Source organism: Hydrogenophaga pseudoflava NBRC 102511 (assembly GCF_001592285.1).
Classification (GTDB): Bacteria; Pseudomonadota; Gammaproteobacteria; order Burkholderiales; family Burkholderiaceae_C; genus Hydrogenophaga; species Hydrogenophaga pseudoflava.
The window spans coordinates 52,260-70,290 of record NZ_BCWQ01000012.1; the positions used below are offsets into that span (position 1 = coordinate 52,260).

The window sequence follows — 18,031 nt, forward strand, 5'->3', positions numbered from 1 at the left end:
GCGACGATTCTGTCATGCGCGGCGGCCGACCATGAGCCAGAGCGCCACGGGCCGGGCCGAGAACAGTCCGGTGAGGGCGCCATAGCCGGCGGCCATCGAGAGGGCAAAGAGCGGGTCCAGGCGCAGGCTGGGCTGCATGGACAGCTCGACGCCCACGCCGTACTTGAGCAGGAAGATGGCGGCGATGGTCAGCAGGGGCAGGGCGCTTCCGGGCAGGGTGAACAGGCCGGTGGCGGGGTCGCGGGCGGTGCCGGTCGGCAGGGCGCGCGGGCCGCGCCAGGCCAGCACCAGGGCGCCCGCGGCCAGCCATACCAGCAGGCCAGGAGCCAGCCAGGGGCCGGCGGCCAGGTCGCTGCCCAGGCTGATCAGCGAGAACGCGGTCAGGCCCATCGCCGGCGCGGCCGCGCGGCGCAGGCCGATGTGGCGGGTGCGCAGCTGGGTCGCGCCCAGCGTCAACAGGCCGGCCAGCAGGCCCCAGACCCAGGTCGGGGTGCGCCGCAGGATCTCGGCGCCGGCTTCGGGGTGGTTCATCAGCAACTGGATCAGCATGGGGTTCTCCGTCGGGTGGCGATGGGCGCACTGTGCCGGTCGCCCGCGTGCCCGGCCAGTGCCGCGAGACGGAACATCTGGAAACCTTCGCGAAGTGCGGCCAGCGGGGAGCGAAATGCAGGCTTCCTACAATCGACCGACCGCTCCCCGCCCGGGGTGGCGGCCTTCGAGGACACCGACTTCATGACGCTTCCCGTGCTTCCCCGGCGCCGCCTGGCCGCCGCATCGCTGACCCTGCTGGCCCTGGCCGGCTGCAACGCCCTGCCCACCGGCCCGCGCCAGGTGAACATCAGCGAAGCCCAGCTGCTCGAACGCATCGCCACGCGCTTCCCGGTCAAGCAGCGCTACCTGGGCCTGCTGGAAACCACGCTGGACCAGCCCCGGCTGCGCCTGCGGCCCGAGGAGAACCGGGTCGGCACCCTGGTGAACTATCTGATCGCGCTGCCCCTGCCCGGGCAGTCGGACATCAAGGGCCAGCTGGAGCTGAGCTACGGCCTGCGCTTCGAGCCCTCGGACACCACGCTGCGGCTGACGCAGGCGCGGGTGGAGCGGCTGGACGTGGACGGGATGAACGCCGCCCAGGCGGCGCAGGTGAAGAAGGTGGGCGGCCTGCTGGCCGAGGACCTGCTGAACGAGGCGGTGGTGCACCGCTTCAAGAAGGAAGACCTGGAGTCGCTGGCCGGCCGCGGCTACCGGCCCGGCGCGCTGCGCGTCGTGCCCGGCGGGCTGCAGCTCACCCTCGAACCCCTGGCGCGCTGAGGGCCACACCATGGACCTCATGCTGCTGATCAAGGCCGCCATCATGGGCGTGGTGGAAGGGCTGACCGAGTTCCTTCCGATTTCGTCGACCGGCCACCTCATCCTGGCCGGCACGCTGCTGGACTTCCACGACGAACGCGCCAAGGTGTTCGAGATCGCGATCCAGACCGGCGCCATCTTCGCGGTGATCATCGTGTTCTGGCAGCGCATCCGGGCCACCATCGTCGGCCTGCCGTCCGAGCGGGATGCGCAGCGCTTCGCGCTCAACGTGGTGATCGGCTGCGTGCCCGCCGTGGTGCTGGGTCTGTTGCTGGGCAAGGCCATCAAGGCGCACCTGTTCACGCCCACGGTGGTGGCGCTGGCCTTCATCGCCGGCGCCTTCGTGATCCTCTGGGCCGAGCGGCGCCCGCCCTCGGCCGCGCGCGTGCAGTCGCTGGACGAGCTGACGCCGCTGGACGCGCTCAAGGTGGGGCTGGCGCAATGCTTCGGCCTGGTGCCGGGCACCAGCCGCTCGGGCTCCACCATCATCGGCGGCATGCTGTTCGGCCTCTCGCGCCAGGTGGCGACCGACTTCAGCTTCTTCCTGGGCATTCCGATCCTGATCGGCGCCGGCGCCTACAGCCTCTACAAGGAGCGCGCGCTGCTGTCGGCCGCCGACATCCCCATGTTCGCGGTCGGCCTGCTGTTTGCCTTCCTCAGCGCCTGGGTCTGCATCCGCTGGCTGCTGCGCTACGTGGCCAGCCACAGCTTCGTGCCGTTCGCCTGGTACCGGATCGCCTTCGGTGTGCTGATCCTGCTGACCGCCCACTTCGGCTGGGTCGACTGGTCGGCCTGAGGGCGGAGAACACGGCCCGGTGACCACCATGGGTTCGCTGCTCTGGCGGCTGTCCACGCTGCTCGGTGGCGTCGGGCTGCTGGTGGTGGGCGTGGGCCTGCTGTTCTCGGTGCTGGGCTTGCGTGCGGGGGCGGCCGACTTCTCGCGCCTGGCGCTGGGCCTGGTGACATCGGCCTACTTCGCTGGCTTCGTGCTGGGCACCTACCTCTGCCCGAAGGTGATCCGCCGGGTGGGCCACATCCGTGCCTTCGCGGCCATGGCCTCGCTGGCATCGACCATGCCGATCCTGCACGCGCTGTGGATCGACCCCTGGTTCTGGGGCCTTTTGCGCCTGGTCACCGGCGTGTGCATGGTGGGTCTGTACATCGTGGTGGAGAGCTGGCTGAACGCGCTGGCACCCAGCGAACACCGCGGCAAGCTGTTCGCGGTCTACATGGCGATCAATTTCGTGGCGCTGGCGTTGGGGCAGTGGCTCATCCTGGTGGGTGACCGGCTGGGCTTCGTGCCGTTCGCGTTGGTCTCTGTGATGTTCTCGTTCGCACTGCTGCCGATCACCATGACGCCGGTGGACGAACCCGAGCCGGTGCAGGCGCCCCGGCTGAGCATGCGCAGCCTCTACGACGCGTCGCCCATGGGCATGGCGGCGGCCCTCTGTTCGGGGCTGGTCACCGGGTCGTTCTACGGGCTGGCGGCGTCGTTCGCGCAGGGCGCCGGGCTGGGCGATGGCGCTGTGGCCAGTTTCATGGCCGCGACCATCCTGGGTGGAGCGGTGTTCCAGTGGCCGGTCGGGCATTTCTCGGACACCCACGACCGGCGCCTGGTGCTGCTGTGGGTGTGCCTGCTCGGTGCGGGCCTGTGCGGCCTGGGCTGGCTGGTGGCGGGCATCGCGGCGCCCTGGCTGCTGGCGCTGGCGCCGCTGCTCGGCGGCCTGATCTTCGCGATCTATGGCCTGGGTGTGGCGCACGTGAACGATGTGATCGACTCCAGCCGGCTGGTGGAGTTCACCGGAGGCCTCCTGTTGCTGCATGGTGCCGGTGCGGCACTGGGACCGACCCTGGCCGGCACGGTGATGGAGGTGGCCGGTTCCGACAGCCTGATGCTGTGCTTCGCCGCGGTGCTGGGCGGGCTGGCGATCTACACCCTCAAGCGCCTGGGGGTCGCCGGCCCGGTGCCTGCCGAGGACAAGGCGCAGTTCGTGCTCATGGGCGGAGGGTCCCAGGCGGTGCTGCAGATGGACCCGCGCCAGTCCGGGGCAACAGGCCCGGACGATGCGGCGTCCGCCAGCACGCCGCCCCACTGAACGTCCCAGGCGGGGTCAGGCGGGATCGCCCAGCGTGAATCCGAATGTGGCTCCCGCGCCCGGACGGGCTTCGGCCCGCAATTCCCCGCCATGGCGCTGCACGATGCGGCGCGCCGTGGCCAGGCCGATGCCCAGACCGGCGAACTCGCTCGGTCCGTGCAGGCGCTGGAAGGGCTGGAACAGCTTGCTGGCGCGCGCCATGTCGAAACCCGTGCCGTTGTCGCTGACGCAGAACTCGCGCCCGCCATCGGCCTCGCGCGAGAACACCCGGATGCGGGCCGGTGCCACACCGGCGGTGTACTTCCAGGCGTTGTTCAGCAGGTTCTGCATCAGCGCCTCGATCAGCGCCGGATCGGCCTGCACGAGCAGGTCGGGCTCGATCTCCCACTCGACCGCGCGCTGGGGTTCGGCCACCGACAGCTCCTCGAGGATGCGGGTGGCGATGGCGCTCAGGTTCACGTTCTCGCGTTGCACCTCGCCGCGTGAGTACTGCGAGAGCTTGAGCAGCCCGTCGATCAGCTCGCCCATCTTCTTGCTTGCGCCCATGATGCGGCCGAGGTGTTCCTGGCTGGCGGTGTCCAGGCCCGGGTTGTCTTCCCGCAGGGCCTGCGCGAAGCCATTGATGATGCGCAGCGGCGACCGCAGGTCGTGCGCCACCGCGTACGAGTAGCTCTCCAGCTCGTCGTAGGCGTCTCGCAGCGCGCGTGTGCGGTCGCGGATGCGCTGCTCCAGCGTCGCGTTGAGCTGCTGGAACTCCAGTTCGATGCGTTTGCGTTCGGTGATGTCCTGCGTCACGCCCAGGGCCCGGATCGCGCGGCCCTGGGGGTCGCGTTCGAACTCCGCCTTCACCGAATGCCAGTACTCGTGCCCGTCAAGAACGACCCGGTACTCGATCTCGTAGACGGCCTCTCCCTTGACGGCCCGTGGCCACAGCGCCATCACCCGCAGGCGGTCGTCGGGGTGGATCATGTCCAGCATGTCCTTGATGCCGTATTCGTTGGACGGGAAGGAGAGGAAGGACTCGCTCTTGGTGAGGTTGCCGATCCGGCCGGTGGCGAGGTCGGCCTGCCAGGCGCCGATGTTCGCCAGCTTCTGTGCCTGGCTCATGAGGTTCTGGCTGGTGCGCAGGGCCTCTTCCGCGGCCTTCTGGGCGCTGATGTCCTGCACCACCGCTATGAGGTAATCGGGCTCGCCGCTGGATTTGCGCACCAGCGCCACCGTCAGCTGGACCCACACGATGTGTCCGTCCTTGTGCCGGTAGCGCTTCTCCAGCATGTAGCTGATCCGTGCGCCGGTCAGCGCCTCGTCGAGCATGCGCAGGTCGGGGCCGATGTCCTCGGCGACGGTGATGTCCTGGAAGCTCAGGTGCGCCAGCTCGTCCTTGCTGTAGCCGACCATGTTGCAGAAGGTCTGGTTGGCGCGGAGCAGCCGGCCTCGGGTGTCGACGTGGGTGATGCCCGAGGCCGCGTGCTCGAAGGTGTCCAGGAGGTGCTGCTGCGCCAGCCGGATCTGCCGGTCCGCTGCCTGCAGCTGCCGGTTGCGCGACTGCATCAGCGCAATCGCCCCGACCACCACCAGCTGGGTGATCAGGTGCCAGGTGTTGAGCCAGAAGGCTTCCTCCAGGTTCTGGAACACGAAGGACCCGTAGGGCGGCACCATGAAGAAATTGACCAGCAGCATGCCCAGTGCGAGGCTGACCAGTCCGGGGCCGAGGCCACCGTAGAGGGCCGAAAGCGCCACCGCGAGCGCAGGGGTGATGAAGCGCCCGCCGGAGTCGGCCGGCGCCAGTGCGACGCGCGCCCAGACCGCGATCAGCGTCAGCACGATGGCCGCTCCATAGCGCAGCCAGGCCGGGTGATCGGTCCAGTCGTGGGAGGCACGGCCGGCAGTGGCCGTGTGTGGGTTGGACGCAGCGCTCATGGTGCTTGCAGCATCCTACCCCGGGTACCCGGGATCAAGCGCCGGAAAAGCCCGGATTTTTCAGCGCCTGCAGGCAGGCGTCGATGGCCGCAGCGGTCTCGTGCGGGCGTTCCATGGGGAACAGGTGGCTACCCGGGAGCATGCGCAGGCGCTCGGGATGGGGCCCCACCAGCTTGCGCGTCATGGCCATGCCGACCTGTTTCATCTCCTGCGAGTCATTGCCACCCAGGAAGCCCACCGGGCACTGCAGCGGATGGCGCCGCAGCAGGCGGTCGAGGTTGTGCGGCAGGGTGTTGTAGATCGCGGTCTCGATGTCGCGGTCGAAGGCCAGCACGCGGCGTGGCCCCTGGGGCGTGGTTGCATCCAGCGTGCCGTGTTCGATGTAGTCGCGCAGCACCTGGGGTTCCCAGGCGGCGAAGGCCTTCTTGCGGGCAAAGTGGTCGAAGGCCGACTGGGCATCGGGCCAGCTGTGGCGGCGGATGCGGCTGATCTTGCCGGGCGAGATCGATCCCACCAGCTGCGTGCGCTTGGCCAGCTCCAGCGCCCGCGCCCGCCAGCCGCCGAGCACCGGCGAGTCGATCAGCAGCACACCCTGCACGCCGTGGCCGCCGAGCCGGGGGTGGCGCGCGGCGCACATGATGCTCAGGAAGCCGCCGAGCGAGTGCCCGACCAGCCAGGCCGGCTTGCCGTGCTTTTCGATTTCAGGGCCGGCGAAGTCGGCCAGCTGCTGCACCAGGTGCGGCCAGTTGCTGGTGACCGGGTACTTCGGGTCGTGGCCGAACTTCTCCACCGCACGCACCGCGTGGCCGCGCGCCCGCAGCGACTTGAACAGCACGCCGTAGGTGCTGGCCGGGAAGCTGTTGGCGTGGGAGAAAACGATCAGGGACATCAGATCAGCTTCTCTTTCGGGTTCGTGATCTTCTTGAGGGGCTGGCTGCGCGTGCTGCAGCCCATCAGCGGCACGGTGGTCGGCGAACCGTCCCAGACCGGGTGCTCGATGGCGTCGAACACCTCGCGCAGCTTCTGGCCCCAGGTGTTGCGCACCATGCGAAAGTAGGGGTTGTTCTCATCGATGCAGGTGATCCGGTCGGTCTTGAGCGCGTCGACTTCGTAGACCACCAGGTCCAGCGGCAGGCCCACCGACAGGTTCGACTTGAGCGTGCTGTCCATCGACACCAGCGCGCACTTGGCGGCCTCGTCCAGCGGTGTGTCGGGTGTGATCACACGGTCCAGCACGGGTTTGCCGTACTTGGATTCGCCGATCTGGAAGAAGGGCGTCTCGGGCGTGGCCTCGATGAAGTTGCCGGCCGAGTAGACCTGGAACAGGCGCATGCCCTCGCTGCCGATCTGCCCGCCGAAGATCATGGACACGTTGAAGTCCACGCCGGCGCGCTTGAGCGCCTCGCCATCGCGTTCGAACACATGCCGCACGGCCGATCCCAGAACGCGCGCGGCGTCGAACATGCTCCTGGCGTTCCAGATGGTGACCGGGTCGCCGCCCTCGTGGTCGGCCAGCTGCTCGACCTGCAGGATCTCGCGCACCGACTGCGAGATGCTCAGGTTGCCGGCCGAGAGCAGGCACATGAAGCGGTCGCCCGGCTTCTCGTAAACGATCATCTTGCGGAAGGTGCTGATCTGGTCCAGACCCGCGTTGGTGCGGGAATCGGAGAGAAAGACCAGTCCGGCCTTGAGTTTGACGGCGACGCAGTAGGTCATGGTTTCGTGGCGAGTTTCTTGAGAGCGTAGAGCTTGTCCAGCGCTTCGCGCGGGCTCAGGGTGTCGGGTTCGATGGCGGCCAGCGCCGCCACCACGGGGGGCGTTTCAGGCTCGGGTGGTGCCGGCGGCGGGGCGAACAGGTCCACCTGGCTGCGGCTTTGTTCGCTCTGGCTTTCGAGTGCGGCCAGCGCGTGGCGGGCGTGTTGCACCACCGCCCCCGGCACGCCGGCCAGGCGCGCGACCTGGATGCCGTAGCTGCGGCTGGCCGGACCGGGTTCGATCTGGTGCAGGAAGACGATGCCACCCTTGCCGCCACCCTCGACCGCACTCACGTGCACGTTGACCGCGCCGTGGTGGCCGGCCGGGAACTCGGTCAGCTCGAAGTAATGGGTGGCGAACAGGGTGAAGCAGCGCGCCTTGTCGTGCAGGTGCGCGGCGATGCCGCCGGCCAGGGCCAGACCGTCAAAGGTGGAGGTGCCACGGCCGATCTCGTCCATCAGCACCAGGCTCTGCGGCGTCGCGGCGTGCAGGATTTGCGCGGCCTCGGTCATCTCGACCATGAAGGTCGACTGCGCGTTGGCCAGGTCGTCGGCCGCGCCGATGCGGGTGTGGATGGCGTCGATCGGGCCCAGGCGGCAGCTGGCGGCGGGCACGTAGCTGCCCATCGAAGCCAGCAGCACGATGACCGCGACCTGGCGCATGTAGGTGCTCTTGCCGCCCATGTTGGGGCCGGTGATGACCTGCATGCGCTGCTTGCCGCCCAGCACCGTGTCGTTGGCGATGAAACTGCCGCCGGTGGTTTCGTTCAGCCGCGCTTCCACGACGGGGTGGCGGCCCCCCCGGATCTCGATGCAGGGCTCGGGCGCGAACGTCGGTTCGTTCCAGTTCAGCGTCAGCGAACGCTCGGTCAGCGCACACAGCGCGTCCAGCGCGGCCATGGCACGGGCCAGCCTCGTCAGCGGGTCGATCCAGGCCTGCATCTCGTCGAGCAGCAGCTCGTACAGATACTTCTCGCGCGCCAGGGCACGGTCCTGCGCGCTGAGCGCCTTGTCTTCAAAGGCCTTGAGCTCGGGCGTGATGAAGCGCTCGGCGTTCTTGAGTGTCTGGCGTCGGCGGTAGTCGTCGGGCACCTTGTCCAGCTGGCCCTGCGTGACCTCGATGTAGAAGCCGTGCACCTTGTTGAACTGCACGCGCAGGTTGGCGATGCCGGTGCGCGCGCGTTCGCGGGTTTCGAGGTCGATCAGGAAGCCGTCGCAGTTGGTCTGGATGGCGCGCAGCTCGTCGAGTTCGGCGTCGAAGCCGTCGGCGATCACGCCACCGTCGCGCACCAGGGCGGCCGGCTCGGGCGCGATGGCCTGGGCCAGCCGTTCGGCACAGCCTGGGGGCGGGGTCAGGTCGGCGGCGATGCGCTGCAGCAAGGCCGGTGGGTGCGCGCCCAAGCCGGTGGCCAGCGCCTTCGACAGCTGCAACGACCGGCCCAGCGTCGCCGTCAGGCCCACCAGCTCGCGCGGGCGCACCTGGCGCAGCGCGGTGCGGGCGGTGATGCGCTCGACGTCGCTCGACCCCTTGAGTTCGGCGCGCAGGGTCTGCCACAGCCCACCCCGCAACAGGCCGATGGCGGCCAGCCGCTCGCGCGCCTGGGTGCGCTCGCGGCGCGGCTCCAGCAGCCAGCTGCGCAGCGCGCGGCTGCCCATGCCGGTGTGGCAGGTGTCCAGCAGCGAGAACAGCGTCGGGCTGGTCTCGCCGCGCAGGGTGTGGGTGAGTTCGAGGTTGCGCCGCGTGTTGACCGGCAGGTCGATCAGCTCGCCGCTGCGCGCCACCTGCAGGCTCCTGATGTGGGTGAGCGCGCGGCCCTGCGTGTGTTCGGCATAGGCCAGCAGCGCGGCGGCGGCGGCGTGCGCGTCCTTGAGCTCCTGCGCGTCCCAGGCGGCCAGGCTGGCGGCCTGGAGTTGTTCGAGCAGCTTGCGCTCACCCAGCCCGGCGTCAAAGGCCCAGGCCGGCCGCACCACGGCCACGCAGCGCGCGCCGCTGGGCAGGGGCTGGGCGCTGATCTGCTGCAGCGACTTCTCGAACGCGGGAGTGACCTCGGCGCTGTAGAGCACCTCGCCGGGGCCCACGCGGGCGATCCAGTCGGCCAGCTCGTCGCTGGCGCACTGGGCCAGGAACACGATGCCCTGCGTCACCGACAGCCAGGCCAGGCCCAGGCCGGTGCGGGCACCCGGGTGCACCGCCATCACCAGCGCCTCGGTCTTGTCGGACAGCAGTTCGGTATCGGTCAGCGTGCCGGGCGTGACCACGCGCACCACCTTGCGCTCCACCGGCCCCTTGGCGGTGGCCACGTCGCCCACCTGTTCGCAGATGGCGACCGACTCGCCCAGCTTGATCAGCCGCGCCAGGTAGCTCTCGACCGAGTGGAAGGGCACGCCGGCCATGATGACCGGCTCGCCGGCCGACTGGCCGCGCTGGGTGAGGGTGATGTCCAGCAGCCGCGCGGCCTTTTCCGCATCGGCGTAGAACATCTCGTAGAAGTCGCCCATGCGGTAGAACAGCAGCGTGTCGGGGTGCCCGGCCTTGAGGGCCAGGTACTGCTGCATCATGGGGGTGTGGCGGTCCAGCGGGGCGGTCAAGGCAAGTCCGGGAAACAGTGCACAAAAGCGACCTACTTTAGCAGTTCGGGGTCTTCCCGCAGTGCGACCTTGTGACCCACAATGGGCCATTGTCTGTCCGCAGAGCCCTGTCTTTTTGAACATGCCGCCGTCCACCAGCGCGTACCCGTCCGGAACCGGTTTGTCCGCTGCGGTCATGCCCCTGCCGTTCGAGCAGATGTTCGAAGACGCCCCGTTCGCTGCCTCGCTGTCCCGGCGCGCGGATGGCCGTCTGGTGGCGGTCAATCAGGCGTGGGAAACCCTTTCTGGCATCGCCCGTGACCAGGCCATCGGACGCTCCACCATCGAACTGGGGCTGTGGCCCGACGCCACCCAGCGCCAGGCCTATCTCGACTCGCTCAAGGAGCAGGACAAACCCCGTTGCACGGTGATGATCGACGGCCGCGCGCGCCACCTGCGTCTGCACACCTCGGTGCTTGGCGGGGACGAGCTGCTGCTGGTGTACCTGCTGGACATCAGCCATGAGGTGGCGTCTGAAAAGGAGCGCGACCGGACCCAGAAGGAGCTGCGGGCCGCCAACCTGGACCTGCAGCACCAGGTGGAGCTGCATGCCGCCATCGAGAAGCTGGCCATGGTCGGTCACTGGACCAATGCACACGACGACGACACGGTGAACTTCTCACCGGGGCTGTTCGAGATCACCGGTCTTGCGCCGGCAAACACGCTGGAGCGCACCGTGGGGCGCGGCGGCATCCATCCCGAGGACATGCCGGCGTGGCTGGAGGCCCGTGCGGCGCGCGACGGGCGCGAGCTGGATTTCCGTTGGACACGGCCGGATGGCGCGGTGCGCTGGATGCGCACCCGCATCAGCCAGACCGCCGTCAAGGGCATCCCACAGACCGACTTTGGTGTGGTGCAGGACATCACGGCCCAGCGCGAGGCCATCGACGCCCATGTGAAGCAGCTGCAGTTGCTGCAGCACATCACGGCCAGGGTGCCGGGCGTGGTGTTCCAGTCGCGCATGCCCGTCAAGGGCTGGGGCAGCTTCGAGTTCGTCAGCGACATGGTGCGCGATCTGTTCGACCTGACGCCCGAGCAGCTGTACCAGGATGGACGAATCCTGTTCAGCCGGGTGCATGCAGACGACCAGCAGGCCCTGGCGCACTCCATCTGGTCGTCCACGAACAAGCTGGAACCCTGGCGCACGGTGTTCCGGGTCAACCATCCGGGCAAGGGCACGCGCTGGTGCAGTGCGGAAGGCCTGCCGCAGGCGCAGCCGGATGGTTCGGTGCTGTGGCACGGCTATGTCCACGATGTGACCGAGGCCCGCCAGGCCGCGCAGGCGCTCGACCGGCAGCACCGGATGCTGGACGCTGTGCGGCAGGCGCAGGCCGCCTACATCGAAGCCGACGACAAGCGGCAGGCCTTCGAAGGGCTGCTCAAGGCCTTCCTGTCGGTGACGAACAGCGCTTACGGCTTCGTGGGCGAGGTGCTGTACGACCCGCAAGGGCAGCCGTACCTCAAGTCGCATGCGATCACCGACATCTCTTGGGACGAGGCGTCCAGGCGTGTGTTCGCCGAGCAGATGGACTCGGGCATGGAGTTCCGCAATCTGAAGACCCTGTTCGGGCACGCGCTGCTGACCGGCGAGACCGTGCTCACCAACCACCCGGAAACCGACGCGCGCCGGGGGGGGCTGCCGCACGGCCACCCGCCCATGCACTCGTTCCTGGGGATTCCGCTGGAAGTCGGTGGCCGGCTGATCGCCATGGTGGGGTTGGCCAACGCCACCGACGGCTACCGCGAGGACGATGTGGAGTTCCTGCAGCCGCTGCTGGGCACGGTGCGGCAGCTGGTGCTGGCCCGGCGCGGACACGACGAGCGCCAGCGCTCCCGCCAGCAGCTGCAGGCCACCAGCGCCTTGCTGGCCGACAAGACCTCGGCCCTGCAGGTCACGCTCGACACCATGAGCCAGGGCCTGTCCAAGATGGATGCCCAGGGGCGGGTGACCGTCTACAACCGGCGCCTGCTGGAGATGCTCGACCTGCCCGACGAGCTGATGTCCCGGCAGCCCACGCAGGACGAGGTCGTCGCTTTCCAGACGGCGCGCGGAGATTTTGGTGTGGACTATGGTCTGGTTGAGCCAGGGGCGCGCCGCTATGTCGAGGCCGATGCCGGACCTGTGCCCGACCGCTACATGCGCCGCACATCTGACGGCCGTGCGCTGGAAATACACAACCGGCCACTGCCCGACGGTGGCATGGTGCGCACCTACTCGGACGTCACGCCCTACGTCCAGGCCGAAGAGGCGCTGAGGGATGAGCGCCAGCGCCTGGAATGGGTGCTGGAGGCCACCGGCCCCGGCATCTGGGAGCTCGACATCACCACCGGCCTCACGCACTACAGCGACCGTTGGGCAGGTCTGCTGGGCTACCGCCTGGATGAGCTGCAACCGCCCACGCGCGAGACCTGGCAGGCGCTGGTGCATCCCGACGACCTTGGCCGGGCGCAGTCGCTGCTGCAGGCCCACCTGCGGGGCGGAACACCGGTCTACGACTGCGACCTGCGCATGCGCCACAAAAAGGGCGCATGGCTCTGGTTCAACGACCGCGGCCGGGTGCACCGGCGCGACGAGGCCGGCCGGCCGCTCTACATGTCGGGCACGCTGCTGGACATCCACGAACGGGTCACGGCGCAGGAGGAGGTGCGCGCGCTCAATGCCAGCCTGGAGCGGCGCGTGGCCGAGCGCACCGCCGAGCTGGAGCGCTCGATGCGCGACATGGAGGTCATCTCGTACTCGATCGCCCACGACCTGCGGGCGCCACTGCGCTCGGTCAACGGGTTCGCATCGCTCGTCGGCGAAACCGACGGCGAGCGCCTGAGCCCGGAAGGGCGGCTGATGTTCGAGCGCATCGTCAGCGCCTCGCGCAACATGGGCCAGATGATCACGGACATGCTGGAACTGCTGCGCGTGGTGCGGGTCGAGATCGAGCCGGTGTCGGTCGACATGAATGCGCTGGCCCGGTCGGTGGCCGAGGCGCTGGCACCGGGCGTGCCCCACGCCAGGGTCCAGCTGCATCCCCTGCCGCGGGTGATGGGCGATGCCAAGCTGCTGCGCCAGCTGCTGTCCAACCTGATGGACAACGCGCTGAAATACTCGCGCCACCTGGAGTCGCCGCTGATCGAGCTGGGCTTCGATGCGGCGCGCCGGGCGTTCTATCTCCGGGACAACGGCATGGGCTTCGACATGGCACACGCCCAGAAACTGTTCGGATTGTTCCAGCGCCTGCACGCCGGTGCCAATGCACCGGGCGGCACCGGCGTGGGGCTGGCCATCGTGGCGCGCACGCTGGAGCGCCATGGCGGCCGCATCTGGGCCGAGGCCCGGCCTGGCCATGGGGCCACCTTCTGGTGGACCCTGCCGATGGGGTGATGCCCGGTCAGAACGGGGCGGCTGGCTCCGCGGGCGGGGTGTCGCTGGCAGGGGCCTCTTCGGTGGCAGGCTCCGGGGCCCGGGACACCGACTGCCGCACCGAGGCCTTGTCGCCGGCGCTGGCGAACTTGCTGTACTTGCCGGTCAGGCCCACCAGCTGGCCGTAGATGCGCGGGTTGGCGGCCATGCACTCGCGCTGTTCCAGGAAGTCGGCTTCGCCGGTGAAGTTGCCGATCAGGCCACCGGCCTCGGTCACCAGCAGCGCGCCCGCGGCCACGTCCCAGGGCGAGAGGCCCATCTCGAAGAAACCGTCAGAGAAACCGGCCGCCACATAGGCCAGGTCCAGTGCGGCGGAGCCGGGGCGGCGCACGCCGGCGCAGCGGGGCATCACGTCGGCCAGCATCTGCAGGTAGGTCTGGAAAGCGTCGCCCGGGCGGAACGGAAAGCCGGTGGAAATCAGGCAGTCGCGCAGCGTGGTGCGCTTGGCGACGCGGATGCGCCGGTCGTTGAGGTAGGCGCCGCGGCCCTTGGTCGCGCAGAACAGGTCGTTGCGGGTCGGGTCGTAGACCACGGCCTGTTCGATGCGGCCGTTCACCATGAGCGCGATGCTCACGCAGTAGACCGGGAAGCCGTGGATGAAGTTGGTGGTGCCGTCCAGCGGATCGATGATCCAGACGTGGTTCTTGTCGCGGCCCTTGCCTTCGCGTCGTCCGGATTCTTCGGCCCAGATGCCGTGGTCGGGGTAGGCCGTCAGCAGGGTTTCGATGATCGCGGCCTCCGCCGCATGGTCGATTTCGGTCACGAAATCGTTGGTCTGTTTGGTGGTCACGCGCACGGTTTCGACATCGAGGGCGGCGCGGTTGATGATGGCGCCGGCGGCGCGGGCGGCCTTGATGGCCACGTTCAGCATGGGGTGGAGGTTGGACGACATGAATTGTGTTCCTTGACGGCGCCGCAGAAAGCGGCCGTGGGCAGGGGGAAGAACGGGAGCGCGGTGTCCGGCGATGCGGGCGGCGACAATACCCGGCATTTTACCGGCTCACCCGACATGCGCACCCGCTTCATCCTGATCCAGACCAGCCACGCCGGCAATGTGGGCGGCGCCGCCCGCGCCATGAAGGTGATGGGCTTCGACGATCTGGTGCTGGTGGCGCCGCGCTGGCCGAATGTGCTGCGCAAGGACGAAACCATCCAGCGCGCCAGCGGCGCCAACGATGTGCTGGCCAAGGCGCGCATCGTCGAGACACTGGACGAGGCGCTGGACGGCGTGAGCCACCTCTGCGCCACCGCCATGACGCCGCGCGACTTCGGCCCGCCCACGCGGGCACCGCGCGAGCACTTCGTGCAGTTCCTGGCCGAGGCCGCCGCACCCGACGCGGTGCAGCCCGAAGGCATCGCCTTCCTCTTCGGCTCCGAGCGCTTCGGCATGCGCAACGAAGACGTCTACCGCTGCCACGCCTGCCTGTCGATCCCCACCAGCGAAGGCTTCGGCTCGCTCAACCTCGCCGCCGCGGTGCAGCTGATCGCCTACGACTGGCGCCAGGCGCTGGGCGGTTTTGCGCTGCCGCCGACCACGCCCCAGCGCCCGGCCGCCGATGCGGCGGCGGTGGCCGGCATGCTGGGCCACCTGGAGCAGGCGCTGGTGGCGGTCGACTTCCTCGACCCGGCCGCGCCCAAGAAGCTGATGCCGAGGCTGAACGCGCTGTTCAACCGGGCGCAACCGACGCCGGAGGAAATCCACATCCTGCGCGGTGTCGCCAAGGCGATGCTGCAAACGGCCGAGCGCGCGAAGCGCTAGACTGATTCCCCGTTTACATACTCCCGGCCCCATGTTTGCCAGAATCCGATCCGACATCCAGTGCATCCTCGAGCGCGATCCCGCCGCGCGCAGCACCTGGGAAGTGATCACCTGTTACCCGGGCCTGCACGCCGTCTGGCTGCATCGCCCGGCGCACTGGTGCTGGACGCATGGCCTCAAGTGGCCGGGGCGGTTCATCTCGCACGTCGCGCGCTTCCTCACCGGGATCGAGATCCACCCCGGCGCGAAGCTGGGCGAGCGCGTGTTCTTCGACCACGCGATGGGCGTGGTGGTGGGCGAGACCGCCGAGATTGGCGATGGCTGCACCATCTACCAGGGCGTGACCCTGGGCGGCACCTCGCTCTACAAGGGCACCAAGCGCCACCCGACGCTGGGCAAAAACGTGGTGGTCAGCGCGGGCGCCAAGGTGCTGGGCGGTTTCGAGGTGGGCGACGGCGCCAAGATCGGCAGCAACGCGGTGGTGATCAAGCCGGTGCCGGCGGGTGCCACCGCGGTCGGCATCCCGGCGCGCATCATCCCGAGCAAGACCGGGGAGAGCGCCGACGTGACCGAAGACGCCAAACCCAAGTTCCAGGCCTATGGCATCACGCAGGAAGACGACCCGCTGTCGCAGGCCATGCGCAGCCTGATCGACAGTGCCGCCGGGCAGGAGCACCAGATCGCGCTGCTGTGGCAGGCGATTGAGAAGCTGTCGCTGGCTCAGAAGGACTGTGTGCCGGCCGACGCCGCCAAGACCGAGTGTTTCGAGGCCGAGAAGCTCAACCAGCTGGTCGGCAAGTGATCAGCGGGGCGGCGGCGCGGGGTCCAGCGCCGCGTCCAGCCAGCCGCGCAGGCCGTTGAAGAAGGCCAGGCCCTGGGCCTGTGCCAGCTGCTGCACCGGAATCACTGCCTCCTGCAGCCGGCCCTGGGCCAGCAGCTCGCGCCGGTAGGTGCCGGGCAGCAGGCCGCAGGCCAGCGCCGGCGTCCACCACTGCCCGTCCAGCTGAATGGCCACATTGCCGCGGGTGAACTCGGTGAGCTCGCCGCGCTGGTTGAACAGCAGGTGGTCGAACACGGCGGGGTCGGTGGGCGCCAGCGCCTCGTAGTGCGCGCGCCGCGTGGTCTTGTGCTGGATGAACTCCTGCAGCGCCTCTTCGGTGTTCAGTGGCGAGGGTGCCAGCGCCACCCGCACGGGCGACGGGGTCTCGGTCATGGCATAGGCCTGGGCCTCGGCCCGGCCCGAGGCGTCCAGCAGCAGGCGCACGCGCCACAGACCCTGGGGATGCGCCTGGCGCACGGCTTCCAGCGCACCGTCGACCGCCGAAGGATCGAACACGTGGCCGAAGTGGGCCGCACTCTCGCGCAGGCGGTCGAGGTGGTGTGGCAGCAGCCAGTAGCGGCCGTGCTCCAGGCGCAGGGTTTCCAGCAGATCGAACGGCTCGCCGATGCGGTGCAGGTGGCGGCTCTTGGTCATGAGTTCTCTCCATTCGGCAGCCGGGTCGGCGCACACGGTCAGTCCGCTGCCGACGCCGTAGCGGGCGTGCCAGCCGTCGTCGCTGGCTCCGGAGCCCGGCCGGTGCAGGCAGACGGTGCGGATTGGCACGTTGAAGGTGGCGTGGCCGCCCGGCCGCACCACGCCGAGGGCGCCGCAGTAGAAGCCACGTGGCGCGTCTTCCAGCGCGGCGATGTGGTGCATGGCGCGGCGCTTGGGCGCGCCTGTGACGCTGCCGCAGGGAAAGAGTGCGGTCAGCACATCACCGAGGGTGGTGTCGGGCAGGGCGGAGGCGGTGAGGGTGGAGGTCATTTGCCACACGGTGGGCCAGGCCTCCACCTCCAGCAGGCGGTCCACGCGCACGCTGCCGGTCTGGGCCAGGCGGCCCATGTCGTTGCGCAGCAGGTCCACGATCATCACGTTCTCGGCCCGCTCCTTGTCGCTGGCCTGCAGCGCCTCGCGCGCGGCCCGGTCGAGCACCGGGTCGCTCTCGCGCGCGGCCGTGCCCTTCATCGGGCGGCAGCACAGGCGCCCGCCCTGCGGGCCGGGTTGCCAGTCAAAGAACAGCTCGGGCGAGGCACTGAGCACCTGGCGCACACCATCGCCCAGCCACAACAGGTAGCCGCTGCCCTGGTGGTGCTGCAGCTCATCCATCCAGCCTGCGGGGTCTCCGCCCAGCGCGCCCTGCAGGGCCGTGGTGAGGTTGATCTGGTAACACTCGCCGGCCGCCATGGTCTGGCGAGCGGTGTCGGCCTGCTTCAGGTAGCGCGGGCGGTCCCAGTCCATGCGCCAGTCCACCGGGACCGGGGCTGGTGGTTCACCGGCGGGGACATCCAGAGGGGCGTCGTAGACGCCGAACCAGACCAGCGGCCAGCGGGGATCGGCGGGCCGCACGGACAGGGCCGGGTCGAACGCCGGGGCCGCTTCGTAGGCCAACCCGCCGACGCACCAGCGACCCGCCGCCGCATGAGCCTGCACTTGCTCGATGGCTGGCCGCACCTGGTCCAGCGACCAGGCCTCGATCACCGCGAGCGGTTGTTCAAAACGCAGCCGCAGCCGGGCGCCGGGCAGGGCTCCCGGCGCGGTGTCCGGGAAATCGAGGGAGGCGGTCAGCGGGGATCGGCGACTCAATGGTGGTGGCCGTGCGCACCGTGGGCGTGGCCGTGGGCGATCTCTTCGGCGCTCGCAGCCTTGACGTCCAGCACCTTGAGCTGGAAGGTCAGCGTCTGGCCGGCCAGCGGGTGGTTTCCGTCCAGGTGCACGGTGTCGCCCTTGATCTTCACGACCGTGAACACCTGGTGCCGGCCCTGGTCGTCGTGGCCTTCGAGCTGGCCGCCCACCTTGACGCCCGGCGGGAAGTCCTTCTTCGGAATGGTGGTGACCAGCGACTCGTCGCGTTCGCCGAAGGCATCGGCCGGCGCGAGCTTCACGGTGGTCTGGTAACCGGCCGCCTGGCCTTCCAGCGCCGCCTCGATGCCCGGCAGGGTGTTGCCATAGCCGCCATGCAGGTAGCTGCGCGGTGTCTTGCCATCTTCGAGCAGCTTGCCGCTGGCATCGCTGGCGCGGAAGGTGAGGGTGACGACGGTGTCTTTGGTGATGTTCATGGGATGGAATGGCAGGGTT

General features: G+C 69.2%; 14 protein-coding genes. 6 read left to right on the forward strand and 8 right to left on the reverse strand.

The window, feature by feature from the left end; translation table 11 throughout:
* Positions 1–12: 12 nt before the first annotated feature.
* Positions 13–549 carry a DUF6622 family protein gene (locus HPS01S_RS15195; RefSeq protein ID WP_066157908.1) on the reverse strand — a complete coding sequence of 179 codons (537 nt, stop codon included), beginning with the start codon at positions 547–549 and terminating at the stop codon, positions 13–15.
* Positions 550–732: 183 nt separating this feature from the next.
* Here HPS01S_RS15195 and HPS01S_RS15200 point away from each other — a divergent pair, with 183 nt between their 5' ends.
* The 3 genes from HPS01S_RS15200 to HPS01S_RS15210 are packed head-to-tail and all read left to right on the forward strand — an operon-like array spanning position 733 to position 3,443.
* On the forward strand, positions 733–1,308 hold the full coding sequence (locus tag HPS01S_RS15200; protein ID WP_157576340.1) for a DUF1439 domain-containing protein: 576 nt from the start codon (positions 733–735) through the stop codon (positions 1,306–1,308).
* A 10-nt stretch (positions 1,309–1,318) separates the two neighbouring features.
* Positions 1,319–2,143, forward strand: a complete 825-nt coding sequence (locus tag HPS01S_RS15205; RefSeq protein WP_066157915.1) for an undecaprenyl-diphosphate phosphatase — start codon at positions 1,319–1,321, stop codon at positions 2,141–2,143.
* Between the two features lie 28 nt (positions 2,144–2,171).
* Positions 2,172–3,443, forward strand: coding sequence for an MFS transporter (locus HPS01S_RS15210; RefSeq protein WP_143434224.1), 1,272 nt, complete (start codon positions 2,172–2,174; stop codon positions 3,441–3,443).
* Positions 3,444–3,458: 15 nt separating this feature from the next.
* On the opposite strand, the gene HPS01S_RS15215 is transcribed toward HPS01S_RS15210, so the two are convergent.
* Genes HPS01S_RS15215 through mutS form a run of 4 tightly spaced genes read right to left on the reverse strand, consistent with a single transcriptional unit; the run spans position 3,459 to position 9,676 of the window.
* Positions 3,459–5,363, reverse strand: coding sequence for a PAS domain S-box protein (locus tag HPS01S_RS15215; RefSeq protein ID WP_066157922.1), 1,905 nt, complete (start codon positions 5,361–5,363; stop codon positions 3,459–3,461).
* 34 nt (positions 5,364–5,397) lie between these two features.
* A complete protein-coding gene (locus tag HPS01S_RS15220; RefSeq protein WP_066157924.1) occupies positions 5,398–6,252 on the reverse strand; it encodes an alpha/beta fold hydrolase in 855 nt (284 codons plus the stop codon).
* Entirely contained in the window at positions 6,252–7,079 is an 828-nt protein-coding gene (locus HPS01S_RS15225) for a proteasome-type protease (RefSeq protein WP_066157927.1), read from the reverse strand. The genes HPS01S_RS15220 and HPS01S_RS15225 overlap by 1 nt, the downstream gene beginning before the upstream one ends.
* Complete coding sequence (gene mutS / locus HPS01S_RS15230; protein WP_066158167.1) at positions 7,076–9,676, reverse strand: DNA mismatch repair protein MutS; 2,601 nt, start codon at positions 9,674–9,676, stop codon at positions 7,076–7,078. Before mutS ends, HPS01S_RS15225 begins: the two co-directional genes overlap by 4 nt.
* A gap of 205 nt (positions 9,677–9,881) precedes the next feature.
* On the opposite strand from mutS, the gene HPS01S_RS15235 reads away from it, so the two are divergent.
* A complete protein-coding gene (locus HPS01S_RS15235; RefSeq protein WP_066157931.1) occupies positions 9,882–13,118 on the forward strand; it encodes a PAS domain-containing protein in 3,237 nt (1,078 codons plus the stop codon).
* 7 nt (positions 13,119–13,125) lie between these two features.
* Here the strand turns inward: HPS01S_RS15235 and HPS01S_RS15240 are convergent, their stop codons facing one another.
* Positions 13,126–14,049 (reverse strand): inositol monophosphatase family protein, encoded by a 924-nt coding sequence (locus HPS01S_RS15240; protein ID WP_066157933.1) that lies wholly within the window; start codon positions 14,047–14,049, stop codon positions 13,126–13,128.
* Positions 14,050–14,166: 117 nt separating this feature from the next.
* Here HPS01S_RS15240 and HPS01S_RS15245 point away from each other — a divergent pair, with 117 nt between their 5' ends.
* A complete protein-coding gene (locus HPS01S_RS15245) occupies positions 14,167–14,916 on the forward strand; it encodes an RNA methyltransferase (protein WP_066157935.1) in 750 nt (249 codons plus the stop codon).
* Between the two features lie 31 nt (positions 14,917–14,947).
* On the forward strand, positions 14,948–15,718 hold the full coding sequence (gene cysE, locus HPS01S_RS15250) for a serine O-acetyltransferase (protein ID WP_066157937.1): 771 nt from the start codon (positions 14,948–14,950) through the stop codon (positions 15,716–15,718).
* Here the strand turns inward: cysE and HPS01S_RS15255 are convergent, their stop codons facing one another.
* A complete protein-coding gene (locus tag HPS01S_RS15255) occupies positions 15,719–17,539 on the reverse strand; it encodes a chorismate-binding protein (RefSeq protein ID WP_066157940.1) in 1,821 nt (606 codons plus the stop codon).
* The gene (locus HPS01S_RS15260) at positions 17,536–18,012 is read right to left on the reverse strand and encodes an FKBP-type peptidyl-prolyl cis-trans isomerase (protein ID WP_066157942.1); all 477 of its coding nucleotides are present in this window, start codon (positions 18,010–18,012) and stop codon (positions 17,536–17,538) included. The genes HPS01S_RS15255 and HPS01S_RS15260 overlap by 4 nt, the downstream gene beginning before the upstream one ends.
* Positions 18,013–18,031: the final 19 nt, after the last annotated feature.